Origin of the sequence: Pseudomonas sp. S150, from assembly GCF_004526365.1 — a bacterium.
In the GTDB taxonomy this organism is placed as follows: Bacteria; Pseudomonadota; Gammaproteobacteria; order Pseudomonadales; family Pseudomonadaceae; genus Aquipseudomonas; species Aquipseudomonas putida_A.
Window position 1 is genome coordinate 1,079,848 of sequence record NZ_CP038207.1, and the last position, 25,085, is coordinate 1,104,932.

The window sequence follows — 25,085 nt, forward strand, 5'->3', positions numbered from 1 at the left end:
TGTTTGTAGAATTCTCGAGGCGGGGAGGCGTAAATGCCTCCCCGGTTCGTTTATGGAAACCACATGAATATTCTGATCGTTGGGCCCAGTTGGGTCGGTGACATGGTGATGGCGCAGACACTGTTTCAGTGTCTCAAGCAGCGCCACCCGCAATGCGAAATCGACGTGCTGGCCCCCGAGTGGAGCCGGCCGATCCTTGAACGCATGCCCGAAGTGCGCAAGGCCTTGAGCTTCCCGCTCGGCCATGGCGCGCTGGAATTGGCCACTCGCCGGCGAATCGGCAAGTCCCTGGCCGGCCAGTACGATCAGGCGATCCTGCTGCCGAATTCGCTGAAGTCGGCGCTGGTGCCATTCTTCGCCGGCATCAAGCAACGCACCGGCTGGCGTGGCGAATTCCGCTACGGCCTGCTCAATGACGTGCGCACGCTGGATAAAGAACGTTATCCGCTGATGATCGAGCGCTTCATGGCCCTGGCTTACGAGCCGATCGCCGAGCTGCCAAAGCCTTATCCGCGTCCGAGCCTGCAAATCGATCCGGTGACCCGCGAAGCGGCGCTGGCCAAGTTCGGCCTGACTCTGGACCGTCCGGTGTTGGCCCTGTGCCCCGGCGCCGAGTTCGGCGAATCCAAGCGCTGGCCGTCCGAGCACTACGCCAAGGTCGCCGAAGCGCGGATTCGCGAAGGCTGGCAGGTGTGGCTGTTCGGCTCGAAAAACGACCACGCGGTAGGCGAAGACATTCGCGCGCGGCTGATTCCCGGCCTGCGTGAGGAATCAGTCAACCTCAGCGGCGGTACCTCGCTGGCCGAGGCCATCGACCTGCTGTCCTGTGCCGACTCGGTGGTGTCCAACGATTCCGGCCTGATGCATGTCGCTGCGGCGCTGAACCGCCCGTTGGTGGCGGTCTACGGCTCGACGTCGCCGGGCTTCACCCCGCCGCTGGCCGAGCACGTCGAAATTGTTCGGTTGGGTCTCGATTGCAGTCCGTGCTTTGACCGTACCTGCCGGTTCGGCCATTACAACTGCCTGCGCCAGTTGATGCCGGACGCGGTCAACGATGCCTTGCAGAAACTGCAGGGCTCCGTGGTCGAGGTTCATTAAGTTGCGGGTATTGCTGATCAAGACTTCATCGCTGGGCGACGTGATTCACGCGTTGCCGGCGCTGACCGACGCGGCCCGGGCCATCCCCGGGATCAAGTTCGACTGGGTGGTGGAAGAAGGCTTCGCCGAGATCCCGACCTGGCACCCGGCCGTCGGCAAGGTGATTCCCGTGGCGATCCGTCGCTGGCGCAAGAACCTCTGGCAGACCATCAAGAGTGGCGAGTGGAAGCGCTTCAAGCAAAGCGTGCGTGCCAGCAAATACGATCTGGTGATCGACGCTCAGGGCCTGCTGAAAAGCGCCTGGCTGACGCGCTACGTCAAGGCCCCGGTGGCCGGCCTCGACAAAGGCTCGGCGCGTGAGCCGATCGCTGCACGTTTCTATGACCGCAAACTGGCGGTGGCCCGTGGGCAGCATGCGGTCGAACGGGTGCGTCAGCTGTTCGCCATCGCCCTTGGTTATGACCTGCCCAAAGGGTTGGGCGACTACGGCCTCAACGTCGAGCGTCTGGTGGAATTGCCGCGCAAGAGCGCGTTCGTGGTGTTCCTGCACGGCACCACGTGGGACACCAAGCACTGGCCGGAAGCCTACTGGCGCGAGCTGACCGAACGCGTCGGCTATCTGGGTGTCGGGGTCAAGCTGCCGTGGGGCAACCCGCTGGAGAAGGCCCGTGCCGAACGGATTGCCGCCGGTTTCAAGCACGCCGAAGTGCTACCGAGGCTGAATCTGGCCGGGGTCGGCAAAGTGCTGGCCGGCGCCCAGGCTTGCGTCGCGGTGGACACCGGTCTCGGTCACCTCGCAGCCGCGCTGGATGTGCCGACGATTTCCCTGTTCGGCCCGACCAACCCGGGCCTGACCGGCGCCTACGGCAAGGTGCAGATTCACATGGCCAGTGATTTCCCCTGCGCCCCTTGCCTGCAAAAGAAATGCACTTACCAACCGACCGCGCAGGATGCCCGTCAGTTTGACCTGAAACGCGAGCAGCCCCTGTGCTTCACGCGTCTGAATCCCGAGCGTGTCGCCAGCCGACTGAGCACGTTGTTAATGGCTGAGGAGCTGCGCTGATGCAATTGGCTTTTGTTCTGTACAAATATTTCCCGTTCGGTGGCTTGCAGCGCGACTTCATGCGCATCGCCCTCGAATGCCAGAAGCGCGGCCATCAGATCCGTGTCTATACGCTGATCTGGGAAGGCGACGTGCCGCCCGGTTTCGAAGTGCTGGTGGCGCCGGTCAAGGCGTTCTTCAACCATCGGCGCAACGAGAAGCTCAGCGCGTGGATGGAGGCGGATCTGGCAAAGCGTCCGGTGGACCGCCTGATCGGCTTCAACAAGATGCCGGGGCTGGACGTCTACTACGCCGCCGATGGCTGCTTCGAAGACAAGGCGCAGAACCTGCGCCATTCGCTGTACCGCCGCTGGGGCCGCTACCGCCACTTCGCCGAGTACGAGCGCGCGGTGTTCGCCAAAGACGCGAAAACCGAAGTGCTGATGATTTCCGAAGTGCAGCAGCCGCTGTTCATCAAACACTACGACACGCCGCTGGAGCGCTTCCACCTGCTGCCGCCGGGTATCGCCCAGGATCGTCGCCGGCCGGTGGATGCCGACCAGATTCGCGCCGGTTTCCGCGCCGAATTCAGCCTCAAGGACGATGAACTGCTGCTGGTGCAGATCGGTTCCGGGTTCAAGACCAAGGGCGTCGATCGCAGCCTCAAGGCACTGGCCGCATTGCCCGCCGAGCTGAAGAAACGCACCCGGCTGTTTGTAATCGGCCAGGATGACCCCAAATTGTTCCAGATGCAGAGTACGACTTTGGGCCTGGGCGACAACGTGACCTTCCTCAAGGGTCGCAGCGATATCCCGCGCTTCCTGCTTGGCGCCGACCTGTTGATCCACCCGGCGTACAACGAAAACACCGGCACCGTATTGCTCGAAGCGCTGGTCGCCGGGTTGCCGGTGCTGGTCAGCGCGGTCTGCGGTTACGCCCATTACATCGCCGAGGCGGACGCCGGGCGAGTGCTGGACGAGCCGTTCGATCAGGCGCAACTGACGCAGTACCTGACTGACATGTTGAATGACGACGCTGCACGCGCGGCCTGGAGCCGCAATGGTCTGGCCTTTGCCGAGACGGCCGACCTCTACAGCATGCCGCAGCACGCGGCCGATGTGATTCTGGCGGAGCACGCTTAAATGAAGTTGATGCTGGCTGAACCGTTCAAGAGCCTTTGGGCCGGGCGCGACCCGTTCGCCGAAGTCGAAGGCTTGCAGGGCGAGGTCTACCGCGAGCTGGAAGCTCGACGGACTCTGCGCACGGAAGTCGACGGCAACGGATTTTTCGTCAAGATCCACCGGGGCATCGGCTGGGGCGAGATTTTCAAGAACCTGCTGACCGCCAAGCTGCCGGTGCTTGGCGCAGGTCAGGAGTGGAAGGCAATCCAGCGTCTGCAGGAAGTCGGTGTGCCGACCATGACCGCCGTGGCTTATGGCGAGAAGGGCAGCAACCCGGCGGATCAGCATTCGTTCATCGTCACCGAAGAGCTGGCGCCGACCATCAGCCTCGAAGACTTCAGCATCGATTGGGTCAAGAACCCGCCGCAGCCGAAACTCAAGCGCGCGCTGATCGCTGAAGTGGCGCGCATGACCGGCATGATGCACCGCGCCGGGGTCAACCACCGCGACTGCTACATCTGCCACTTTCTGCTGCACACCGACAAGCCGATCACCCCGGACGATTTCAAACTCTCGGTGATCGACCTGCACCGCGCCCAGACCCGTCCTCGGATCACTCAACGCTGGCGCAACAAGGATCTGGCCGCGCTGTATTTCTCGGCACTGGACATCGGCCTGACCCGACGCGACAAGCTGCGTTTCCTCAAAGGCTACTTCCAGCAGCCGCTACGGCAGATCCTCGCCGAAGAAGCGCCGTTGCTGAGCTGGCTCGAGGGCAAGGCCAACAAGCTCTATGCGCGCAAACAGCGTTACGGGGATGCGCTCTGATGGCGGGTTGGACGCTTGAACCGCAATACAGCGAACTGGCCGAAGATTTCGGCAGCCTCGAAGCGGTGTTTGCCCTGCAGGGCGAACGTCTGACCCGTGATCCGCTGTCCGAAGTCATTCGCGTGCAGCGCAACGGCGTGAATTACTACGTCAAACGCTACGTCGGCGCCGGTAAAGGCTTGCGCCGTTACCTGGGTAAGCCACGGGTGAAGATGGAGTGGCAGAACCTCAAACGCTTCGCCAAATGGGGCATTCCCACCGCCGAAGTGGTGGCCTGGGGTCTGGAGCGACGTGGCGCGGCCTATGCCCGTGGCGCCATGATCACCCGCGAGCTGCCGCGCACCGAAGACCTGTCGGCGCTGGCCGAACGCAACGATCCGAAACTCAAGGATCGTCTGTGGGTCGATGGCATCAGCCGGCAACTGGCCGGCTACACCCGAACCATGCACGACCACCGCTTTACCCATAACGATCTGAAATGGCGCAACCTGCTGATCGACGATCAGGCGCAGCTGTTTCTGATCGACTGCCCGAACGGCGATTTCTGGCGCGGCTTCTGGCTCAAATACCGGATCACCAAGGATCTGGCCTGTCTCGACAAGGTGGCCAAGTATCACCTGTCGAACACCCAGCGCCTGCGCTTCTACCTGCAATACCGCGGACGTGATCGGCTGAATGCCGCCGACAAGAAACGGATTCGCCATGTGGTGAGATTTTTCGAGGGACGCGAATGACTGATTTCCTGGCCGCTGAAGACCGGGCGCTGCTTGAGCGTCATGGCCTCGGCACTTTCGACGCGCTCTGGGCCAAACAGCTCGAAGCCGTGGACGAACCGAACACCGATGGCGGTGGCTGGAGCAGCGTGTTTCGCCTGGAGCTGGAAGGGCAGGCCTACTACCTCAAGCGCCAGAGCAACTACCTGACCCGCACCCTGCACGCGCCGTTCGGCGAGCCGAGTTTCGCCCGCGAGTTTCGTAACATTAGCCGCTACAACAAGCTGGGGATTCCGGCGCTACAGGCTGCGTTCTTCGGTGAGCGCAAGGTCAAGGGCGAAGTCCAGGCGATCCTGCTGACCCGTGCCCTCGACGGCTGGGACGACCTTGATTCGCTGTTGCAACGCTGGTCCGACCTGACCGCCGCGCAGCAATCGGCCATTCTCCAGGCCTGTGGACAACTGGCGCGCCAGCTGCACGGCGTGCGTCAGGTGCACGGCTGCTTTTATCCAAAACACATCTTTTTGCAGGCTGATGGCGACGCCTATCGGGCGCAACTGATCGACCTGGAAAAGACCCGGCCCTTGCTGTTCGGCATGCGCGACCGGGTCAAGGATCTGGAGCCGCTACTGCGTCGCGCCCCGGAATGGAGCGAAGCGCAATTGCGCGAGTTGCTCGCGGCCTATCTCGATCAGCCAGTCGACAGTTCGCTGGTCGACAGCTGGGTGACGCGCCTGACTGCACGGCGCAGTCGCAAGGAGACCCGTTGATGCAGTTGTCCGAACTGAAAAACGCCGGACGTACGCCGAGTCTGCCGCTGACGATCAGCCTCGCTGATGCGGCCGGTCCTGCGGATCTGCAGTTGCTCAGTCTGCTGCGGGTGTTGCCGGGGCAGCGCTATGTCGGTGCAGGGGTGTGGCGCGGCCGGCCGGTGCTGGCCAAATTGCTGGTGGGCAGCAAGGCTGCGCGGCATTTTCAGCGCGAACTGGCGGGCGTCAAGTTGCTCGCCGAACAAGGTCTGACCACGCCGCTGTTGTTGGCTGATGGCCTGAAGGATGGCGAGGGCGGCTGGCTGCTGTTCGAGTTCCTCGAAGGTGCCGAAAGCCTCGGTGATGCCTGGCAGAAAGTCGAATCGCTGCCGGCACTGGCGGACGAGCAATCGGCGGTACTCGCCGAGGCGCTGGGCGCTATCGGTCAACTGCATGGCAAAGGCCTGTGGCAGGAAGATCTGCACCTCGACAACCTGCTGCGCCAAGGCGGTCAGCTGTACCTGATCGATGGTGCCGGGATTTGTGCCGAGACCGCTGGCCAGCCGCTGTCGCGGCAGAAAGTGCTGGAAAACCTCGGGGTGTTTTTCGCCCAGTTGCCCAAGTCACTGGAGCCGTTCACCGAAGAATTGCTGGTGTATTACCTGCTGAGCAACAGCGAGCACGCGTTGCCGCTGGAAGCCTTGCAGAAGCAGATCGCCAAGGTCCGCGCCTGGCGCCTGAAGGATTATCTGATCAAGGTGGGCCGCGAGTGCACGTTGTTCAGTGTGCAGCGCGGTGCGTTCGGTCTGCGGGCGATCCGTCGCGAGGAAGAAGCGGCGATGCTCCCGGTGCTGGATCGGGCCGATGCATTGCTCGATCAGGGCCATCTGTACAAGACCGGCGGCGCGGCGAGCGTCGGCAAGGTCGAAGTGGCCGGGCGTACGTTGGTGATCAAGCGCTACAACATCAAAGGCTTTGCGCACTGGCTCAAGCGCTTCTGGCGCCCGAGCCGCGCGTGGCATTCGTGGCGTGAAGGCAATCGCCTGGCGTTCCTCGGCATCGCCACGCCGAAACCGCTGGCGGTGCTGGAAAAGCGTTTTTTGTGGCTGCGCAGCCGCGCCTATCTGGTGACTGAGTTCCTGTCGGGGCCGGACATCATCGAACACTTTGCGCCGTATGTTGAAAGCGGTGCGGCGCCGGAATCCGAGTTGCAGGCGCTGGATCGACTGTTCGCACGGTTGATCGCCGAGCGCATCAGCCATGGCGATTTCAAGGGGCATAACCTGTTCTGGCAGGAAGATCGCTGGGCGTTGATCGATCTGGATTCGATGTGTCAGCACAGCTCTGTCGGAAGTTTCGCAGCGGCTTATGCGCGGGATCGGGCACGGTTCATGCGCAACTGGCCCGAGAGCAGCGCGCTGTATCAGGTGATCGATCAGCGATTGCCCAAGGACATCTCCAGCGCGGCCTGAGCCGCCTTCGCCAGCAAGCTCACTCCCACATGGGATAGCATTCCCCTGTAGGAGTGAGCCTGCTCGCAACAGGGCTTTAAAGCCCCAGAAAACTCCCGTTGAGCAATAGCGGACAAACACCACTGACTTGTCCTACAGCTTCTCCAGAAGCCATGAACTGTGCCCGCTCCAGCCCCGATGCTAGCTTGCCCTGACCACTTCGGAGGGCAAGACTTGACCATCAAAAACGCTTTAACACTCAGCACCTGCGCATGGCTTTTATCCGGCTGCGGCACCGCCGCCTCGGTTCTGCAAATGGACGCTGACGTCGCCCGCGACATGCGCAAACAGAAAACCTACTGCCAATCGATTCCACGGATCTACAGCGGGCTGGCGTTCGATTTCTGCGTACTGAATGCCCCGCCTGACCCTACCGGTGTGCTGCTGCCATTTGTGCTGCTGGACCTGCCGTTGTCCGGGGTGCTGGATACGGTGGTGTTGCCGTATACGATTTATCAACAGGTCGTGGATGGCAATATCGGCATCTATTGGCGAACAGATCGCGGGTAACTTTTTTTGCAATTTTCTCTGTTTGAAAACCAGAGCGAGTCGCAAGCAATTGTTGAAGCGGCAGCGCTCTTGTATCCGTCCGGGAGATACAGCGACTACATCGTCTATGTTGATGAAAGCGGTGATCAAGGGATGCAGAAGCTGGATCCCTATTACCCGATATTCGTGCTTGCTTTTTGCGTCTTTCACAAAAGGCATTACTGCGAAAAGGTCATTCCGACTGTCCAGAAATTCAAGTTCAACCATATGGGGCACGATCTGATCGTGCTGCATGAGCTGGAGATTCGAAAAGAAAAAGGAGCGTTCTCCAGCCTGTTCACTTCGAGAGTGCACAAGCATGCCTTTCTCGACGAATTGACCGGCATTATCGAGGCCATCAATTTTGTCCTGATCAGTTGCGTTATCGACAAGGCCTTGCTGCGCGCAAAGCAGGCATCTGCGGACAACCCCTACCACTTGGCTCTCGGCTTCTGTCTGGAAACGCTGCATGAGTTTTTGCAGGAAAAGCTTCAACATAAGGCGTTGACACATGTGATTTTCGAGCGGCGAGGCAAGCGGGAGGATAACGAGCTTGAGCTGGAGTTTCGCAGGGTTTGTGGCGGGTCTAACCGATTGGGGGTTCAACTGCCGTTTGACATCGTCTTCGCCACAAAACAAGTCAATTCCACCGGATTGCAGCTGGCTGATCTTGTTGCAAGGCCCATCGGCATGAGTGTTTTGAGGGTGGGTCAGGAAAATCGCGCGTTTGATGTGCTCAGGCGCAAGTTCTATTGCAGCGGTGGGCGGAATAAAGTTGGGAAAGGTTTCGAGAATTGGGGGTTGAAGGTTTTCCCTCCCCCAGAAAGCGAAAAGCCCCGGTGATCTCACCGAGGCATTAGCGCCGACCGGGATCCCCCAGCCCATTTGCACGGAAGTCTATGTTGAGAGGCTCGGGAGTGTCAACGCAAAGGCCGGCCAGTTCCGCTAGAGGCTTGTCGGCGCTTTTACGCTATAATCCCGCCCTTTAGCTGTCTCTCGCCCGGTGCGAGGGCACATCAATTTTCAAGGCGCATCGCGCCTGAATGCAGACTAAAGAGGCTAGACCCTGTGGCATTGACGATTCTTGGCCTGTCCGGCGCCCTTAGCCATGACCCTTCAGCCGCCTTGTACATCGACGGCAAGCTGGTGGCGGCGGCTGAAGAAGAGCGCTTCGTCCGCGATAAGCATGCAAAGAACCGCATGCCCTACGAATCGGCGAAGTTCTGCCTGGAACAGGCCGGTATCAAGCCGTCCGACGTTGACGTGGTGGCGATTCCGTTCGCCCCGATCAGCCTGTTCGGCAAGGCCCGCTGGCACTATGCCAAGCGTTACTGGTACGCACCGGATCGCGCCCTCGATGCGATCCTGATGGGCAACCGTCGCTACAAGCGCTATCGCAACAAGATCGTCTGGTGCCTGGAGCAGCTGGGTTTTGATCCGAAGAAGATCAAGATCGAGCCGGTCGAGCACCACCTCGCTCACGCCTCCAGCGCCTACCACTGCTCGGGTTTCAAAGAGAAAACCGCGATCCTCGGCATCGACGGCAAGGGCGAGTACGCCACGACCTTCTTCGGTTATGGCGAAAACGGCAAGATCCACAAGATCAAGGAATTCTTCGATCCGGACTCCCTCGGCGGCCTGTACGGCGCGATCACCGAGTTCCTCGGTTTCGAGATGCTCGACGGTGAGTTCAAGGTCATGGGCATGGCGCCGTACGGCGACGCCAGCAAATATGACTTCTCGCGCCTGGCCTCGTTCGAGAACGGCGAGCTGGTGATCAACACCGACTACGCCAACGTGATCGGCCTGCGTCGCTACAAAGAGAAGGGTAAAGGCTTCTACTTCTCGCCGAAGCTGATCGAGTGGCTGGGTCCGAAGCGTGAGGGCGACATCGCCGACGAGCCGTACATCCACTACGCCGCGAGCATGCAAGCGCTGTTCGAGAAACTGGCGTTGCAGATGATCGACTACTACCTGGGCGACGTGCTCAAGGAAACCGGCAAGCTGGCCTTCGCCGGTGGCTGCGCGTTGAACGTCAAGCTGAACCAGAAAATCATCGCCCGCGATGACATCAAGGAACTGTTCGTGCAACCGGCGTCCGGCGATGCCGGCACCGCGGTGGGCGCAGCGGCCTATGTGTCTCACGCCCGTGGCGTGCCGGTCGAGAAGATGGAACACGTCTACCTCGGCCCGTCGTACAGCAACGAAGACGTGATCGCCGCGTGCGCCCGTCACGAGAACAAGCCGACCTGGCGCAAGCTCGACAACATGCCGGAGCAGATCGCCAAAATCATGGTCGATGGTAACCCGGTGGCCTGGTTCCAGGGCCGCATGGAATTCGGTCCGCGTGCGCTCGGTGGTCGTTCGATCATCGGTTGCCCGAGCGTGGCCGGTGTGGCTGACCGGATCAACCACCAGATCAAGTTCCGCGAGCGCTGGAGGCCTTTCTGCCCGTCGATGCTCGACACCGTTGCACCGCAGATGATCAAGATCGATCACCCGGCGCCGTTCATGACCTTCACTTTCGAAGTGGCGGAAGAGTGGAAGACCCGCGTGCCGGAAGTCGTCCACGAAGACGGCACTTCCCGTGCCCAGGTCCTCAAGCGCGAATACAACCCGCGCTACTACGACATGATGAAGGCGCTGGAAAACCTCACCGGCAACGGCGTGTCGCTGAACACTTCGCTGAACCGTCGTGGTGAACCGATGATCTGCTCGCCGACCGACGCCCTGAACATGTTCTTCGGCTCCGATCTGCAGTACCTGATCATGGAAGACATTCTGGTGGTCAAAGAGGGCGCAAACGCTTATGACTCGCTCGGCTGAACGCCATGTGCTGCAGTTCTGTCACGGCTATGACGGGCCGTTCCTCGACTGCGCACGGCAGTACGCCAGCCTGTTCGCGGGCACCGGTTATCGGGTGACCACGGTCTTTCTGACCGGGGCCGCCGATAGCGAGGTGGCTGCAGCGTGTGCTTCCGATGAAGTGTTGTTCATGGAATACAGCTCCAAGGCCATTCGTGGCCTGAAGCTGGGCGCCATCGGTGATCTGCGCAAGATCGCCGCTTCACGCAATTTCAGTTTTTGCATCGCCCATCGCTTCAAGCCGATCTACATCGCCTTGCTCGGCACGTCGCTGCCGGTGATTGGCGTGCACCACGCGTTTGACGATTACAAACGCGGCACGCGCAAGCTGTTCGCGCATATTTTCCGCAAGCGTCTGAGCCTGCTCGGTGTCTCCGATGCCGTGCGCGACGACATGCGGCGCTGCCTGCCGAAATGGCCGTCCACTCGCATCCAGACCTTGTACAACCGCATCGATGTGCCGGCCTTGCAGGCCAGTCAGGTGTCAGCCCGCGAAGCGCGCGAGACCCTGGGGCTGGCGGCGGATGCGTTCATTGTCGGCAACGTCGGACGGCTGCACCCGGACAAGGATCAGGCGACGTTGCTGCACGGTTTTGCCGCGGCATTGCCCGGTCTGCCGGGCAACAGTCAGCTGGTGATTCTCGGCAAGGGCCGTCTGGAACAGGACCTCAAGGAGCTGGCGCGCGAACTGGGCATCGGTGACCGGGTGCTGTTTCTCGGCCAGGTGCCGGACGCGCGCAATTACTTCCGCGCCTTCGACGTGTTTGCCCTGAGCTCCGATCACGAACCGTTCGGCATGGTGCTGCTCGAAGCCATGGCCGCCGGCGTGCCGTTGCTCGCCACGGCCTGTGGCGGGGCCAAGGAAGTGGTCGAAGGCGTGGGGATTCTGTTCCCGCTGGGCGATGCCGAACACCTTGCACAAGGCCTGCAACATTTGGCCGGTATGGATGATCAGCAACGCCGGCAGTGCGCCGAGCTGATGCTCGATCGCCTGCGTGAGCGTTTCTCCGACCGTGCGGTGCGCGACACCTTCTGGCGTCTGCCGCAAGTTACCGATCTGGCACCGAGGGGCTGATGCTCAACCGATTTCAAGGCTGGCGCGAACGTGGCTGGTCGCCCGTTGACGCCTCCACCTATGCCACCGTCTGGCAGCGATTTGGCGGCAGCGTCGCGACACATCCACTGGTCGTCGAGCGTCTGGCTGATCTGGCCGGCATCCCGGTGCGCTATCTGGCCTGGGAGCAGGACGGTGAAGTCAAAGCGGCAATCCCGACCTGGGGCCGCGACCTGGCCCTGTCCAAGGACGTGCTCAAGCGCAACGGCAAGAAAGGCCTGTTCGACCTCGGCAATGCCGAGCTGATCCTGCCGGCCGCGGTCGATGCCCAGGCACCCCTGCGCCATCGCGCACGCTATCTGTCGGCGCTCAACGAAAACCGCTTCAGCGGCCTCAAGTTGCAGACCGAACAACTGGCCATGGCCCGCACCCCCGAAGAACTGTCGAAGAAGTTCCGCTACAACCAGCGCCGCGAACTGCGCCTGCTGGAGGAGGCGGGTGGCGTGGTGCGTCCGGTTGCCGAGTTCTCCAGTGCCGAACTGGCGGCGATCTACTGTGATCTGTTTCAGCGCCGCTGGGGCTTTCCGGCCACCGGTGCGGCGCGCATGGCCGAGGTCATCGAGCTGCTGCGCGAACTGCTGATCGGCTCGGTGATCTTCCTCAATGATGCGCCGATCGCCATTCAACTGGTGTACCGCGTCGAAGCCCCGGAGTGGATCAGCGTCGAGTACATCAACGGTGGCGTCGATCCCGAAACCCGCGAATTCAGCCCCGGCAGCGTGTTGAGCTTCCTCAATACGCAAAGCGCCTGGGAACATGCGCGCGCCCTGAACAAGCCGCTGCGGTTTTCCTTCGGTCGCGCCGACCGTGAATACAAGGATCGCTGGTGCAATCCTGTGCCGGTGTTCACCGTATGAGTCAGCCCATGAGCCGCAAACAGCAACTGCTCAAGCGTCATCGTCGCAATAAACGCATTACCTTGCTGATCGCCCTGATCGTGTTGATCGCGCTCGGTGTGCTGGTCGCGTGGTGGTTGCCGCTGGTGCTCGCGGTGGTTGGCTGGATCGCCCATGAAGCGTGGTTTGCCGATCACCTGTTCTATTCGCCGAAAGACGATTACCAGTACAGCTTTCCGCCGTTCACACCGCAGCCAAAGGTCCATCTGAACGGCGAGCAATTGCGCCTGGATGAAGGTGTGATGCTGGTCGACGAAGCGACGTTGATCCTCGCGGTAAAGGTCAAAAGCACCTGGCTGGGACGCTTCTTTGATCCGCGCGTCGAACTGCTCGGCGGGACGCATCCGGATGCGCAAACCTTCGAGCGCGGGGTCAATGGCCTGCGTTACCTGAACCTCAGCGGTCAGGCGCAAGCCTTGGCGCAAAGTCAGTTGCGCTTGCGCGGGCGCTTTTGCCGGGTCTTTGGCGAGCCGGTGCTGTGGGCGCTGGAGCAACCAGACTACCGCCGTCAGCGGGTGATGGTGATCGCCCCGCACGCCGACGATGCCGAGCTGGCCGCCTATGGCTTGTATAGCCAGGCCGACGAAGCCTGGATCGTCACCCTGACCGCGGGTGAGATCGAAGCCGAACACTATCAACAGATGGGCATGAACAAGGTCGAGGCCGCGCGGCTCAAGGGCCGTCTGCGTGCCTGGGACAGCCTCGCCGTGCCGCGTTGGGCCGGTGTGCCGCAGGAACACTGCGTGCAACTCGGTTACTTCTGCCTGCAACTGGCGGCGATGCAGGCCGCGCCGAATCAGGCGGTGGGCTCGCGCGAAGCCGACCTGAACGACACGCGACTGTTTCGTCAGTTGAATCCGTTCACTCTGCCGGGCGATGCCGATGGCGCGCCGAGCTGGAACAACCTGCTGGCCGACCTGCGTGAAGTGCTGTTGCGCGCGCGTCCGGAGGTGATCGTGCTGCCGCACCCGACCCTCGATCCGCACCCTGACCATATCTGCGCCCAGCAAGCGGTTTTGCAGGCGCTCCAAGGCCTCGACTGGCAGCCGACGCTGCTCGGTTACGCCAACCACTTGCACGACAACGACCGCTGGCCGATGGGCAACACCGGGCAGGGCATTGCCTTGCCGCCGGCCTTCGATTCGGCGGTGCCGATGCAGCCGCTGTGCCTGCCGCTGTCCATCGAGTTGCAACGGGACAAGGCCATGGCGCTGGGCATGATGCATGACCTGCAGCCGCCGGCACCGTTCAAGCGTCGCCTGCGCCGGGTTATCCAGCGTGTGCTCGCCGGGCGGGCTGGGTCGGTGTACGGCGAAAACGAATTTTTTCGAAAAGCAGTCAGGCGCCAGGAGTTGTTCTGGCTACTGAAGCACGGTGAGACAGGCGTCCAGCGGGGAGAGTCATGAGTCAACGGTTCAAGGTGTTGCAGCTGCAACCCGACTACAACGTCAAAGCCCATGACTTTGCCGACCTCGCCGAGCAGATCGTCAAGGCATTGCCGAGCGAGCGCTATGAGATCACCGCCGCTTTCCTGCGCGGCAAACCGGGGCCGGGCGAGCCGGTGAGCCGGGCCGACCATTCGGTGTACTTCGAGTTTTCCGACAAGTCGCTCAAGGGCATGCGCCTGCGGGCGATGTGGCAGTTGTACAAGTTCTGCCGCCGGGAAAAGTTCGACGTGGTGATCTGCAACCGCTTCAAACCGGTGAACATGATGCTCGCGCTCAACCGCTGGTTGAAGGTGCCGCTGTGCATTGGCATCTCCCATGGTTTCGGTGAGTACGATCGCTTTTACCGGCGTCGTCAGACCCAGCGTCTGATCGATCGGCACTGGCGCTTCGTCGGTGTGTCGCCAGCGGTCAAACAGTACCTGCTCGATTGCGATTGCGGCTTTACCGACCAGAACACCTACGCCATCACCAATGCCATCGACATCGAGCAGGCCGAGGGCTTGCAACACAGCCGCGAAAAAGCTCGTGAGCTGTTGGGCCTCGACCCGAATGTGCGTTTGATCGGTGCGTTGGGACGGCTGGTGTCGGTCAAGGGCCACACCTATCTGTTGCAGGCCTTCGCCGCACTGAAGGACAAATACCCGAACACTCAACTGGCAATCATCGGTGCCGGGCGCCTGCAAGCGCCGCTGGCGGCCGAGATCGAACAGTTGGGCCTGATCGGTCGCGCGCACCTGTTGGGCTTCAAGGAAAACGCTCTGCAATACGTGCGTGCGTTCGACATCTGGACCATGCCGTCGCTGGCCGAAGGCCTGGGTCTGGCCTTGCTCGAAGGCATGAGCGGCCATTTGCCGGTGATCGCTTCGAACGTGCCGGCGATGTTGCCGCTGATCGAAGGTGCCGGTGGTCTGGCGATCACGCCCAAGGACGTGCCGAGTCTGGTCGCCGCGCTGGATAATTATCTGGCGCTGTCGGACGACGAGCTCAAGGCCAAGGGCGAACAGGCCTACCGTTATCTGCAGGAACAACACGACATCGAGGTGTTCCGTCAGGAATACCTGGACCTGATCGACTCCGGCCTGGAGCAGGCCCGCAAGGAACAGCCGTGAGCGAAGAGAAAACCGTGAGCGAAGAAAGAGTCATGAGCGAAGCCAACGCCCTCGTCACCGTGATCATCGCCTCGTACAACCACGGCCCGTACATCGAGGAGAGCATCCTCAGTGTCCTCAACCAGAGCTACAAGAACATCGAGTTGCTGGTGGTCGACGACGGTTCGAAGGACGACAGCGTCGAGCGCATCAGCGCGTTGCAGGCGCAGTACGGCTTCGATTTCCGTGTGCAGCAGAATCAGGGCCTGACCAATACCCTCAACGGCGCGATCGCCCGCTCGAAGGGCAGCCTGATTGTGCCGTTCGGCTCCGATGACATCATGTACCCCGAACGTATTGCCACCCAGGTGGCGTACATGGACGGCAAGCCTGAAGTCGGGATCTGTGCCGGCAATATCGAGCTGATGCACGCCGACGGCAGCCTGTATCCAGAGAAGCGTCAGCGCCGCGACGTGCCGTTTCGCCGCCTCGATTTCGACGACATGTTTCTTGAACGCAAGCCGTATCCGCCAGCACCGACGTTGATGATCCGTCGTGAGGCGCTGGAAAAGGTGGGAGGGTTCGATCCGACGATTCGTCTTGAAGACCTGTACATCGAGCTCAAGGTGACCCGTGCTGGCTACTTCATCGACGGTTTGAACGTGGTGATGGCGCGCTACCGCAAGCACGCCACCAACTCGTACAAGAATCATCGCTTCATGATCGAGAACATCCTGCGCACCTATGCGCTGTTCAGCGATCATCCGCTGTACGACGAAGTGCGCTTCAAGGCGCTGAACTCGATGTTCCTCAAGACCGCCAACCGCAATCGCAAACTGGCAAGGGAGCTGCTGGCGCAGATCCCGTTCAAGGCCTGGAACAAGAAGACCTGGCGCGGACTGGGGCGTTTACTCTTTTCCCCGCTGGAAAAGGACTGAGGCAGCGGTCGCTCGCGCTCAGCGGGCGACCTTCTCCGGCAGGCGCTTTTCGCCCTTCTGACGCTGGCGCAGCCAATGCACAACCTTCTTGCCGGCAGCCATGCCCGGCTGCTCGATATAGAGGAACGTCGCGCTGCTGATCAGAATCAGCAAGCAGGTGCAGACGGCCACCAGGGGCAGGTACACCGCCGTTTCCCGCGCATCGATATTCAGCAGCAGCGGCAGCCGTTGCACCATCAGCCATAGAACGAACCCGTGCAGCAGATAGGTGCTGTAGCTGATTTCGCCGAGCCAGCGAATGCTGCGTGGTTTCAGCGCGCCGAACAGATTATTGCCGGACGCCACGATCACGAAAAACAACCCCAGCAGAAACAGCGGTGCAGTCTTGAACGCCCGACTGAACGCGGTGAACGCGATCAACAGCGCGAGCACGGCGATGATGCTCGCCAGACGCGACTGGCTCCACGCCACGAGCGCCGGCCGGCGAATCCAGTAGGCGGCGGCGATGCCACCGAGGAAGCTCGCCAGAAAGTGTTTCTTCAGCGAATGTTCCCAGCCGATGACCTGGTACAGCGTGTAGATGCCGATCAGGCACAGCACCACCTGCAACCAGCTGCCGCGGTAGATGAACACCAGCCCGGCCAATGGCAGCGCCATGTAGAAAAACACCTCATAGGCCAGCGTCCAGGTGACGTTGGATATCAGCATGCCGGAGTGGCGGTACTGGTTGATGTCCGGGCGGTCGAACGTCAGCCAGGCAAGGATCTGTTTGAACAGCTCCAGGCCAGGCTCCTTCATTTGCCAGCCCTGCAAGTGGAAGATCGAGACGAACACCAGCAGCATCAGTGGCAGATAAAGCGGATACAGGCGAAATACCCGCGAGACGCCGAACGCCAGCCAGTCATGGTTGCGTCCCTGCGCGAGCAGGCGGCTCCAGAACAGAAAACCGGTGATCATGAAGAACAGCGCGACGCTGCCCTGACCGAGCATCGAATAGAAGTTGCTCGGCGGAAAGTCGATCACCCCGGTGCGCAAGAAGATCCAGGTAATGACCGAGTGGTGCACGAACACACCAAACGCCAGATAGCCACGCAGGCCGTCGATGCTGGCATATCGACTTTCGCCGGAATGCTGCAGGTGCCGAGCGATTTTCGGCACCGCACGCAACAGCAGGGCGGAAGTGACGATGGCCAGCAGATAGGCTGCCAGCGCGATAAGCGGATTGGTTTCGATCATCAATGAACCCGGACCGGGGTGTTGCCGGCCAGCACTTGCCTGTGCAGATTTTCAACCGCGGATTTGGACGCCGTCACGGCGTATCCCTGAAGCAACGCATCGAGGTGATCCTCGAACAGCCAGCGTTTGTCGACAGTGTAACGTTGCATATGACGCAAATTGCGTTGGCGCAGGGAAAGACTGAGCGGGGTAGGGTAGATGCGCAGGTCGGCCAGATCGATCAAGCCGAACTCGCCGTCTTCCAGTACCAGTACGTTGCCCAGGTGCAGCGAGCGGAAATAAACGCCTTTCTCGTGCAGTTGCGCCATGAATTTGCCAAAGCGCTCCACCAGCGCCTGGCGCACCGCAGGAGCGGTAATGCTCTGCAGCACCTGACGCAGCGTGTGCCCCGGCAACGGCGCGTATTGCACAGCGCTGCTGCCATCGTCGAGACGGTACAGATTCAATATTTGCGGGGTCGGGATGCCCATCTTACGCAGTTGTTCGCTGTTGACCGCGAAACGTTCGGAGTAGGGATTGAAACTGCCGGAGGTGTACCAGCGGCGACGGCGGAACAGCTTGAGGAAGCTGCCGTCGGTCAGGCGCAGGACTTTCGGGCCGAGGCCATCTTCTTCAATGATCTGGGCCGTGCTGCTCATGTGCTCCAGGTCAGCGGTCGCAAGCTTTTGCACCGGCTGGGTCAACAGGCGCCGCGCGCGTTGATTGATGCTCAGCGCCGCGATCAGTGCCAGCGGGATCCACAACAGGAACCAGTGCTCCTTGGGCCGCGAGATTATTCCGCCGCCTTCGGTCAGCCCGGCGCCGATACCGAATACCAGCCAGGTCGAGGCAATGATCAGCAGTGGCTGCACACGCTGGCGCCAACTGCTCAGCAGGCCCCACAGCAGGAAGAACAACCAGGGCAGCAAGCCGATGATGCCGACGTAATACAGCACACCCAGGATAAAGCTGTGCGGCTCCTGAAAGCTGATGCCGTTACCGGGGTCTACGGCAAGGCTGGCGCTGTAGCCATGACCGATCCATGGATGATCGGCAATCATGTGCAGTACCTTCTGCCAGATTTCCAGACGATAGGAGTCGCCACGTTCGGTGATCATCTGCGAAAACTGCGTAATGACTGCTACGCCGCTCAGGACCAGCGCGATCAGTAACCCCACCGAGCGCTTGTTCCAGCAGATGAAACACAGCCACAGCGCCGCCATGGTCAGTGCCACCAACGGCGTCCGGGAACCGGTGCCGATCACGGCCATGAACATGATTGCCATCGCCGGCAAGCTGAGCCACATCATCTGGCGACGTTTGCAGGTCATGGTCACGCTCAGCCAGTAGGCGCTGAAGAAGCCGAACAGGTGCGAGCTGAGCAACGGGTTATCGAAGGCACCACCGCCGATCAGGCGCATGCCCGGCTCATAAACCCGGGCGAACATGAACAGGAAAATGGTCGTGGCAATCAGCGCGACCAACGCGGCGCCGAACAGCAAGGGTTGCAGGATGTCGCTGCGGTAGCGCACCAGCAGGTAGCAGCCGGCAAACAGCAGCAAGGTATGCAGTGGCGGCTTGAACATTCCGCCGAGCGGCTCCCCGCCCGGCCCCCAGGCGAGGCTGAGCAACGCCCAGGCGGCGAACAGCAGGGTCGCGATGAAAATCGGCTCGCGCAGCAGCTCCTTGAGTTCGCGCGGGCGCAGGCACAGCGCGATCAGTGTCGGAATGCTGAACAGGCCATAGAACAACTTGTGATGCAGACTTCGACCCGGCAAGAAGAACAGCGCGCACAGGAGCAGGAAAAAACCGGTGGGAAGAATCCACAGGCTAATGAAATCGAAAATCCGATTGGACGTACTGCTGAAGCCGCGAAGTTGCATGCTGTGAGATTCATTCCTGAGGTTGATCGACCATTCGAGTGATGGCTATTTGATGCAGAAGAGGTGCATAACAATAACAGCCTTTCGCCGATTGCCAGAACCCTGAAGAAGCTGTGCTAAAGTCAGCGTCCTTTTTATCGACTTTCGCGTGATATGACCGATTCCAGTCCCGCCGCAAGCCCATCGAGCTTGAAAATCTACTTCCGCCTGCTCGGCTATGTCCGGCCGTACATCAGTCTGTTCCTGATCAGCATCGTCGGCTTTCTGATTTTCGCCTCGACGCAACCGATGCTTGGCTACATCCTCAAGTACTTTGTCGATGGCCTGTCCAACCCTGAAGCGGTGCTGTTTCCCTCCGTGCCCTATCTGCGTGACCTGCAGCTGCTGCAGGCCGTGCCGCTGTTGATCATCCTGATCGCCGCGTGGCAGGGACTGGGCTCCTATCTGGGCAACTATTTCCTGGCCAAGGTTTCTCTCGGGCTGGTGCATGACTTGCGTGTGCAGTTGTTCAACAACCTGTTGGTGCTGCCTAACCGCTATTTCGACAAGCATAACTCCGGTCATCTGATTTCGCGTATCACCTTCAACGTGACGATGGTCACGGGGGCGGCAACAGATGCGATCAAGGTCGTAATCCGTGAAGGCATGACGGTGATCTTCCTGTTTGCCTCGCTGTTGTTCATGAACTGGAAGCTGACCCTGGTGATGGTGGCGATCCTGCCGCTGATCGCCGTAATGGTGCGCACCGCCAGCAAAAAATTCCGCAAGCAGAGCAAGAAGATCCAGCTGGCGATGGGCGATGTCACGCATGTGGCCTCGGAAACCATCCAGGGTTATCGCGTGGTTCGCAGCTTCGGCGGCGAGGCCTATGAAGAAAAGCGCTTCCTCGATGCCAGCCAGGGCAACACCGACAAGCAACTGCGCATGACTCGCACGGGTGCGATCTATACGCCGATGCTGCAACTGGTGATCTACACCGCCATGGCCGTGCTGATGTTCCTGGTGCTGTACCTGCGCGGTGACGCCTCGGCCGGTGACATGGTCGCCTACATCACGCTGGCGGGCCTGCTGCCCAAGCCGATCCGTCAATTGTCCGAAGTCAGCTCGACCATTCAGAAAGGCGTGGCCGGTGCCGAGAGCATTTTCGAGCAGCTGGATGTCGAGCCGGAAGTCGATACCGGCACCGTCGAGCGCGATGCGGTGAGTGGCCGTCTGGACGTGCGCAACCTCAGCTTCACCTACCCTGGCACCGAACGCCAGGTGCTGGACGACATCAGTTTCTCGGTCCAGCCGGGGCAGATGGTCGCACTGGTCGGGCGTTCGGGCAGCGGCAAGTCGACGCTGGCCAACCTGATTCCGCGTTTCTATCACCACGACAAGGGCGAAATCCTCATCGACGATGTGGAAGTCGAACAGTACAAACTGCTCAACCTGCGTCGTCACATCGCTCAGGTGACTCAGCACGTCACTTTGTTCAGTGACACCGTGGCCAACAACATCGCTTATGGCGATCTGGCCGGTGCGCCGCGTGAAGACATTGAAAAAGCCGCGCGTGATGCCTACGCGATGGACTTCATTTCGCAGTTGCCGCAAGGCCTGGACACTCAGGTCGGCGAGAACGGCGTCTTGCTTTCCGGTGGCCAGCGCCAGCGTCTGGCGATTGCCCGTGCGTTGCTGAAGAATGCACCGCTGCTGATTCTCGACGAGGCCACCTCGGCACTCGACACCGAGTCCGAACGGCACATTCAGGCGGCACTGGATCAGGTGATGAAGGGGCGTACCACGCTGGTGATCGCTCACCGTCTGTCGACCATCGAGAAGGCCGACCTGATTCTGGTCATGGATCAGGGGCGCATCGTCGAGCGCGGCACCCACGACCAGTTGCTGGCGCAAAATGGTTACTACGCGCGCCTCAACGCCATGGGCCTCGATGCCCCGGCCGAAGATATCGCCTGACTCCAGGCCCTGCCCTGTGGGAGCGAGCCTGCTCGCTCCCACAGTCGTTTGTATCCAGACCTTTACCCTTCTTGACCAAACCGGAATAAAACCGGGCACCGCGCTTGTTAAGGTTCCTCAACGAACTCTGACTTCCATCGAGGGGGCCATCCCCGTCGCGCGGGTGCTTTCATGCTGCAACGCTATCTCTGGAAACTGCTGCCCAAGCCACAGCGGGCTTTTCTGCTCGGGCGCCTGTCGGTGGTCGATCGGCAGGTGGTGAACAAGTCGATGTCGGCCAACCTGACGTTTCCTCAGGCCTTCCAGCAGCGCTCCTGCCTGTTTATCCATGTTCCGAAATGCGCCGGCAGCAGCGTTTGCACGGCGCTGTTCGACGGCTGGCGACCCGGGCACTTGCCGCTGTATTGGTATGAAGAGCAGTTTCCCGAGCAGTTCGCCAACGCCTTCAAGTTCGCTTTTGTTCGCGACCCGCTGGAACGTGCCTATTCGGCCTACGCCTTTTTGCGTGGCAACGAGTTGAGCGCGCGTGACCATATGGCGCAACGGCTGGTGCGGCAGTACCGGGATTTCGACGATTTTGTCGCGCGCTGGCTGCATCCGGAAACGATTGCCCGGCAATTGCACTTTGCCGCGCAGACCGACTTTCTGACGGACTCGCTGGGGCATCTGGCGCTGGACTTCATCGGTTATCAGGAACACCTGACGCGGGATTTTCGTCTGGTTTGCGAACAGTTGGGGCTGACTGGCGAGTTGCCTCACGTCAACGGCTCGCGGGAACGGCAATCGATGCCGGCGCGCGAGTTCTGTTCGGTGCGCACCCGGCGTCTGGTACGTCGGGTTTATCAGCGTGATTACGAGTTGCTCGGGTATGAATGAGTCCCTGTCACTGCCGCTACAGAAGCTCGCCATTCGGCCTTACGGTCTGGCGCTCTCGCACCAGGCCCGGGCAGCGCTCAAGGCACAACACCCACGCTGCCTGTGGTTGACCGGATTTTCCGGCGCCGGCAAGTCAACCCTGGCCAATGCCCTCGAACTGCACCTGCATGCGTCGGGTCTGCACACGTTTTTGCTCGATGGCGACAATGTGCGCAATGGCCTGTGCCGCGACCTGGGCATGAGCGATCTCTGCCGCCGGGAAAACATCCGGCGTATGGCCGAGGTGGCGCGGTTGATGGTCGACGCCGGGCTGATTGTGATCGTTGCGGCCATTTCGCCGTTCCGCGCCGAACGCGACGCCGCGCGCAGGCTGTTTGCCCAGGATGAATTCATTGAAGTGCACGTCAGCACTTCGTTGGAAGTCTGCGCCCGTCGCGATCCGAAAGGTTTGTATCAGGCCGTACGGGAAGGTCGGATCAAGCACTTTACGGGCGTGGACAGTCCTTACGAAGCGCCATTGGCAGCCGAGTGGCAAATCGACACCGAGGCGCTGGAATTGTCCGAAGCCTGTGGACAACTGGCGGCACTGGTGCTCAAAAAATGAGCAAAGTAACGGACTGTTTCATCCTGTTGCAGGCTGCACGCAAGCCTGCGCCAACCCTGTGTTAATATCGCGCCCCTGTTCATTTTGTATGTGGGTTGCTCCATGAAGTTGTCCATGCCGCGATTCGATCAAGCCCCAGTCTTGGTGGTCGGCGATGTCATGCTCGACCGTTACTGGCATGGTGGAACCTCACGGATTTCCCCTGAGGCACCGGTACCGGTCGTAAAAGTCGAGCAAATCGAAGACCGCCCGGGCGGTGCTGCCAACGTTGCCTTGAACATTGCCGCGCTGGGCGCGCCGGCGTCACTGGTCGGTGTGACCGGCGACGACGAAGCCGCCGACAGCCTGAGCAACAGTCTCAAGGGCGCGGGCGTGCGCGCGCTGTTCCAGCGCATCGCGCACCAGCCGACCATCGTCAAACTGCGGGTCATGAGCCGGCACCAGCAGTTGCTGCGTATCGACTTTGAAGAACCGTTTGCCACCGATGCGCTGGCCCTGGCCTCGCAGGTCGATGATCTGCTCGAAGGCATCAAGGTGCTGGTGCTGTCGGACTACGGCAAAGGCGCGCTGAAGAACCATCAAGCCCTGATTCAGGCGGCCCGTGCCAAAGGCATTCCGGTGCTGGCCGATCCCAAGGGCAAGGATTTTTCGATCTACCGTGGCGCCAGTCTGATCACGCCGAACCTCAGCGAATTCGAGGCCATCGTCGGCGGTTGCGCCGATGAGCACGAGCTGGTGAGCAAGGGCGCGACCCTGATGCACGATCTCGAGCTCGGCGCGCTGCTGGTCACCCGTGGTGAACACGGCATGACCCTGCTGCGTCCGGAGCATCCGGCGCTGCACTTGCCGGCCCGTGCCCGTGAAGTGTTCGACGTGACCGGTGCCGGCGACACGGTGATTTCCACGCTGGCGGCGGCGATCGCTGCCGGTGAAGAACTGCCGCACGCGGTGGCGCTGGCCAATCTGGCGGCGGGCATCGTGGTCGGCAAGCTCGGTACTGCAGCAATCAGCGCTCCGGAACTGCGCCGCGCGATCCAGCGTGAAGAAGGTTCGGAGCGTGGTGTGCTGGGTCTGGAGCAACTGGTGCTGGCGGTGGCCGATGCCCGTGCGCATAACGAGCGCATCGTTTTCACCAACGGCTGCTTCGACATTCTGCATGCCGGGCACGTGACCTACCTCGAGCAGGCGCGCGCCCAGGGCGACCGTCTGATCGTGGCGATCAATGATGACGCCTCCGTCAGCCGCCTGAAGGGGCCGGGACGTCCGATCAACAGTGTCGACCGACGCATGGCGGTACTCGCCGGCCTCGGTGCGGTGGACTGGGTGATCAGCTTCCCCGAAGGCACCCCGGAAAACCTGCTGCGCGAGGTCAAGCCGGATGTGCTGGTCAAGGGCGGTGATTACGGTATCGACCAGGTTGTTGGTGCTGATATCGTCAAGGCTTACGGCGGCACGGTGAAAGTGCTGGGTCTGGTGGAAAACAGCTCGACCACGGCGATCGTGGAAAAAATCCGCGGTAACTGATTCAAGCTAAAAAGATCGCCGCCTGCGACAGCTCCTACATTGGAATGCGTTTCCCTGTAGGAGCTGCCGCAGGCGGCGATCTTTTGCTTTTCAGGAACTGACTTTCTTGCGCGGTACGATCTTCTTCAGCAATTGCCTGGCCTTGCCGCGCAACCGCGCCAGCCCCGTGGGTTTCTCCGGCGGGGTCAGGCCTTGTTGGCGTAACCAGTCCTTCCAGCGAATCCGCTCGTCACGCACCAGCCAGCCATCCTGTCTGGCAAAGCTTTCGGCCAGATACAGACCGCGCGTGCCCGCCGGAGACAGCTGACCTTTCTTCAAGGTATACAGCTCGGCCAGCGGTTCGCCGTCCTGCAACGGCATCAGGTACAAATCCGGGCGCTTGCGGTCCAGTCGCGCCACCAGTTGATCACCTTCCAGGCGTTCATCGACGTGAAACAGACTCAGGGATTTGGCTTCCTTGGGCACGTCCAGGCGCAAGTCGTAGATCAGTTGCAGCGATGCTGTCGGCAGATGCACGTAGGCCCGTGGTCGTTCGAGCAATTGCAGGTTGGCGCAGCGCACCGGTCGCGCCGAACCGGACTGCGGCGTCAGGCGAAACGGCAGGGCCTCGCGATAATGCAGGGCGGAGGCGTAGGGCGCCGGTAGCCAGGTGTCGTTGAAGCGCCCGCCGAGCCAGCCTTCCGGGGTTTCCAGCAGGCACTCTTCGGCAATTTCCTGAATCGCCGTGTGCAGCGGGATGTTCAGTTCTTGAGCAGGCACGTAACCGGAAATCAGCTTGAGCACGACGTCCCCACGATCCTGCCGACGCTGGCGCACCAGCACCCAGTAATCGCGATTCTGCCAGTGCAGGGTCAGGCGCACCGAGACCCCGAGGTTGGCCAGTTCCACCGCAAAGCGCTCGGCATCCGCCACGCTCACCGGTTTGCGCCGCTGCAGGGTCTGGGCGAAATTCAGCGGCATGCCGACGCTCTGATACGTCAGGCCTTCGGGCGTGGCCTCGACGAACAGCGGCAGCGTCTTGAAGTTGCTCGGGTTCTTTCTGATGAGCGTGCGCGGCATGTCGGCTCCTGCTTAAGGCCGCGGGGCGG

Annotated in this window: 22 protein-coding genes; 19 read left to right on the top strand and 3 right to left on the bottom strand. The window is 61.1% G+C overall.

Annotated features, from left to right (window positions below; translation table 11 throughout):
• Positions 1-63: 63 nt before the first annotated feature.
• From waaF to E3Z29_RS05040, 15 genes are all read left to right on the top strand, one after another.
• Entirely contained in the window at positions 64-1,098 is a 1,035-nt protein-coding gene (gene waaF, locus E3Z29_RS04970) for a lipopolysaccharide heptosyltransferase II (protein ID WP_134785275.1), read from the top strand.
• A 1-nt stretch (position 1,099) separates the two neighbouring features.
• Positions 1,100-2,161, top strand: a complete 1,062-nt coding sequence (waaC, locus tag E3Z29_RS04975; protein ID WP_134785276.1) for a lipopolysaccharide heptosyltransferase I — start codon at positions 1,100-1,102, stop codon at positions 2,159-2,161.
• On the top strand, positions 2,161-3,282 hold the full coding sequence (locus tag E3Z29_RS04980; RefSeq protein ID WP_134785277.1) for a glycosyltransferase family 4 protein: 1,122 nt from the start codon (positions 2,161-2,163) through the stop codon (positions 3,280-3,282). Before waaC ends, E3Z29_RS04980 begins: the two co-directional genes overlap by 1 nt.
• The gene (gene rfaP, locus E3Z29_RS04985; RefSeq protein WP_098966890.1) at positions 3,283-4,089 is read left to right on the top strand and encodes a lipopolysaccharide core heptose(I) kinase RfaP; all 807 of its coding nucleotides are present in this window, start codon (positions 3,283-3,285) and stop codon (positions 4,087-4,089) included. It begins immediately after the preceding gene.
• Positions 4,089-4,823: a lipopolysaccharide kinase InaA family protein gene (locus E3Z29_RS04990; protein ID WP_097087069.1), complete on the top strand. Its 735-nt coding sequence runs from the start codon at positions 4,089-4,091 to the stop codon at positions 4,821-4,823. The genes rfaP and E3Z29_RS04990 overlap by 1 nt, the downstream gene beginning before the upstream one ends.
• Positions 4,820-5,572: a lipopolysaccharide kinase InaA family protein gene (locus tag E3Z29_RS04995; RefSeq protein ID WP_134785278.1), complete on the top strand. Its 753-nt coding sequence runs from the start codon at positions 4,820-4,822 to the stop codon at positions 5,570-5,572. Before E3Z29_RS04990 ends, E3Z29_RS04995 begins: the two co-directional genes overlap by 4 nt.
• Positions 5,572-7,023 (top strand): lipopolysaccharide kinase InaA family protein, encoded by a 1,452-nt coding sequence (locus E3Z29_RS05000; protein WP_134785279.1) that lies wholly within the window; start codon positions 5,572-5,574, stop codon positions 7,021-7,023. Before E3Z29_RS04995 ends, E3Z29_RS05000 begins: the two co-directional genes overlap by 1 nt.
• Before the next feature lie 213 nt (positions 7,024-7,236).
• Positions 7,237-7,572: a YceK/YidQ family lipoprotein gene (locus E3Z29_RS05005; RefSeq protein WP_134785280.1), complete on the top strand. Its 336-nt coding sequence runs from the start codon at positions 7,237-7,239 to the stop codon at positions 7,570-7,572.
• A gap of 6 nt (positions 7,573-7,578) precedes the next feature.
• A complete protein-coding gene (locus E3Z29_RS05010; RefSeq protein ID WP_134785281.1) occupies positions 7,579-8,433 on the top strand; it encodes a DUF3800 domain-containing protein in 855 nt (284 codons plus the stop codon).
• Positions 8,434-8,658: 225 nt separating this feature from the next.
• Positions 8,659-10,416: a carbamoyltransferase gene (locus tag E3Z29_RS05015; protein ID WP_007967355.1), complete on the top strand. Its 1,758-nt coding sequence runs from the start codon at positions 8,659-8,661 to the stop codon at positions 10,414-10,416.
• The gene (locus E3Z29_RS05020) at positions 10,400-11,530 is read left to right on the top strand and encodes a glycosyltransferase (protein ID WP_027611372.1); all 1,131 of its coding nucleotides are present in this window, start codon (positions 10,400-10,402) and stop codon (positions 11,528-11,530) included. The genes E3Z29_RS05015 and E3Z29_RS05020 overlap by 17 nt, the downstream gene beginning before the upstream one ends.
• A complete protein-coding gene (locus E3Z29_RS05025; RefSeq protein WP_098966896.1) occupies positions 11,530-12,426 on the top strand; it encodes an antimicrobial resistance protein Mig-14 in 897 nt (298 codons plus the stop codon). The genes E3Z29_RS05020 and E3Z29_RS05025 overlap by 1 nt, the downstream gene beginning before the upstream one ends.
• 8 nt (positions 12,427-12,434) lie before the next feature.
• Entirely contained in the window at positions 12,435-13,871 is a 1,437-nt protein-coding gene (locus tag E3Z29_RS05030; protein ID WP_134785282.1) for a PIG-L family deacetylase, read from the top strand.
• Positions 13,868-15,022 (top strand): glycosyltransferase family 4 protein, encoded by a 1,155-nt coding sequence (locus E3Z29_RS05035; protein WP_134785283.1) that lies wholly within the window; start codon positions 13,868-13,870, stop codon positions 15,020-15,022. Before E3Z29_RS05030 ends, E3Z29_RS05035 begins: the two co-directional genes overlap by 4 nt.
• A 32-nt stretch (positions 15,023-15,054) precedes the next feature.
• Positions 15,055-15,939 (top strand): glycosyltransferase, encoded by an 885-nt coding sequence (locus tag E3Z29_RS05040; RefSeq protein WP_027611376.1) that lies wholly within the window; start codon positions 15,055-15,057, stop codon positions 15,937-15,939.
• Positions 15,940-15,957: 18 nt separating this feature from the next.
• Here E3Z29_RS05040 and E3Z29_RS05045 read toward each other — a convergent pair whose 3' ends face one another.
• Entirely contained in the window at positions 15,958-17,175 is a 1,218-nt protein-coding gene (locus E3Z29_RS05045; protein ID WP_134785284.1) for an acyltransferase, read from the bottom strand.
• Entirely contained in the window at positions 17,175-19,037 is a 1,863-nt protein-coding gene (locus E3Z29_RS05050) for a bifunctional O-antigen ligase/aminoglycoside phosphotransferase family protein (protein ID WP_134785285.1), read from the bottom strand. Before E3Z29_RS05050 ends, E3Z29_RS05045 begins: the two co-directional genes overlap by 1 nt.
• A 153-nt stretch (positions 19,038-19,190) precedes the next feature.
• On the opposite strand from E3Z29_RS05050, the gene msbA reads away from it, so the two are divergent.
• The 4 genes from msbA (at position 19,191) to hldE (ending at position 23,997) form a co-directional block, all read left to right on the top strand.
• Positions 19,191-20,993 carry a lipid A export permease/ATP-binding protein MsbA gene (gene msbA, locus E3Z29_RS05055; RefSeq protein WP_027611379.1) on the top strand — a complete coding sequence of 601 codons (1,803 nt, stop codon included), beginning with the start codon at positions 19,191-19,193 and terminating at the stop codon, positions 20,991-20,993.
• A gap of 171 nt (positions 20,994-21,164) precedes the next feature.
• The gene (locus E3Z29_RS05060; protein WP_096794740.1) at positions 21,165-21,869 is read left to right on the top strand and encodes a sulfotransferase family 2 domain-containing protein; all 705 of its coding nucleotides are present in this window, start codon (positions 21,165-21,167) and stop codon (positions 21,867-21,869) included.
• On the top strand, positions 21,862-22,473 hold the full coding sequence (gene cysC, locus E3Z29_RS05065; RefSeq protein ID WP_134785286.1) for an adenylyl-sulfate kinase: 612 nt from the start codon (positions 21,862-21,864) through the stop codon (positions 22,471-22,473). Before E3Z29_RS05060 ends, cysC begins: the two co-directional genes overlap by 8 nt.
• Before the next feature lie 102 nt (positions 22,474-22,575).
• Positions 22,576-23,997, top strand: a complete 1,422-nt coding sequence (gene hldE, locus E3Z29_RS05075) for a bifunctional D-glycero-beta-D-manno-heptose-7-phosphate kinase/D-glycero-beta-D-manno-heptose 1-phosphate adenylyltransferase HldE (RefSeq protein ID WP_003221042.1) — start codon at positions 22,576-22,578, stop codon at positions 23,995-23,997.
• 90 nt (positions 23,998-24,087) lie between these two features.
• Here the strand turns inward: hldE and E3Z29_RS05080 are convergent, their stop codons facing one another.
• Positions 24,088-25,056, bottom strand: coding sequence for a hypothetical protein (locus E3Z29_RS05080; RefSeq protein ID WP_027611383.1), 969 nt, complete (start codon positions 25,054-25,056; stop codon positions 24,088-24,090).
• Positions 25,057-25,085: the final 29 nt, after the last annotated feature.

Bases quoted from the DNA above. Each gene is read 5' to 3' on its own strand.
- hldE (WP_003221042.1), top strand. From the start codon at position 22,576: ATGAAGTTGTCCATGCCGCGATTCGATCAAGCCCCAGTCTTGGTGGTC.
- waaF (WP_134785275.1), top strand. From the start codon at position 64: ATGAATATTCTGATCGTTGGGCCCAGTTGGGTCGGTGACATGGTGATG.
- E3Z29_RS05050 (WP_134785285.1), bottom strand. From the start codon at position 19,037: ATGCAACTTCGCGGCTTCAGCAGTACGTCCAATCGGATTTTCGATTTC.
- rfaP (WP_098966890.1), top strand. From the start codon at position 3,283: ATGAAGTTGATGCTGGCTGAACCGTTCAAGAGCCTTTGGGCCGGGCGC.
- E3Z29_RS05060 (WP_096794740.1), top strand. From the start codon at position 21,165: ATGCTGCAACGCTATCTCTGGAAACTGCTGCCCAAGCCACAGCGGGCT.
- E3Z29_RS05035 (WP_134785283.1), top strand. From the start codon at position 13,868: ATGAGTCAACGGTTCAAGGTGTTGCAGCTGCAACCCGACTACAACGTC.
- E3Z29_RS05020 (WP_027611372.1), top strand. From the start codon at position 10,400: ATGACTCGCTCGGCTGAACGCCATGTGCTGCAGTTCTGTCACGGCTAT.
- msbA (WP_027611379.1), top strand. From the start codon at position 19,191: ATGACCGATTCCAGTCCCGCCGCAAGCCCATCGAGCTTGAAAATCTAC.
- E3Z29_RS05025 (WP_098966896.1), top strand. From the start codon at position 11,530: ATGCTCAACCGATTTCAAGGCTGGCGCGAACGTGGCTGGTCGCCCGTT.
- E3Z29_RS05040 (WP_027611376.1), top strand. From the start codon at position 15,055: ATGAGCGAAGCCAACGCCCTCGTCACCGTGATCATCGCCTCGTACAAC.
- E3Z29_RS05000 (WP_134785279.1), top strand. From the start codon at position 5,572: ATGCAGTTGTCCGAACTGAAAAACGCCGGACGTACGCCGAGTCTGCCG.
- E3Z29_RS05030 (WP_134785282.1), top strand. From the start codon at position 12,435: ATGAGCCGCAAACAGCAACTGCTCAAGCGTCATCGTCGCAATAAACGC.
- E3Z29_RS04995 (WP_134785278.1), top strand. From the start codon at position 4,820: ATGACTGATTTCCTGGCCGCTGAAGACCGGGCGCTGCTTGAGCGTCAT.
- E3Z29_RS05080 (WP_027611383.1), bottom strand. From the start codon at position 25,056: ATGCCGCGCACGCTCATCAGAAAGAACCCGAGCAACTTCAAGACGCTG.
- E3Z29_RS04980 (WP_134785277.1), top strand. From the start codon at position 2,161: ATGCAATTGGCTTTTGTTCTGTACAAATATTTCCCGTTCGGTGGCTTG.
- E3Z29_RS04990 (WP_097087069.1), top strand. From the start codon at position 4,089: ATGGCGGGTTGGACGCTTGAACCGCAATACAGCGAACTGGCCGAAGAT.
- cysC (WP_134785286.1), top strand. From the start codon at position 21,862: ATGAATGAGTCCCTGTCACTGCCGCTACAGAAGCTCGCCATTCGGCCT.
- E3Z29_RS05045 (WP_134785284.1), bottom strand. From the start codon at position 17,175: ATGATCGAAACCAATCCGCTTATCGCGCTGGCAGCCTATCTGCTGGCC.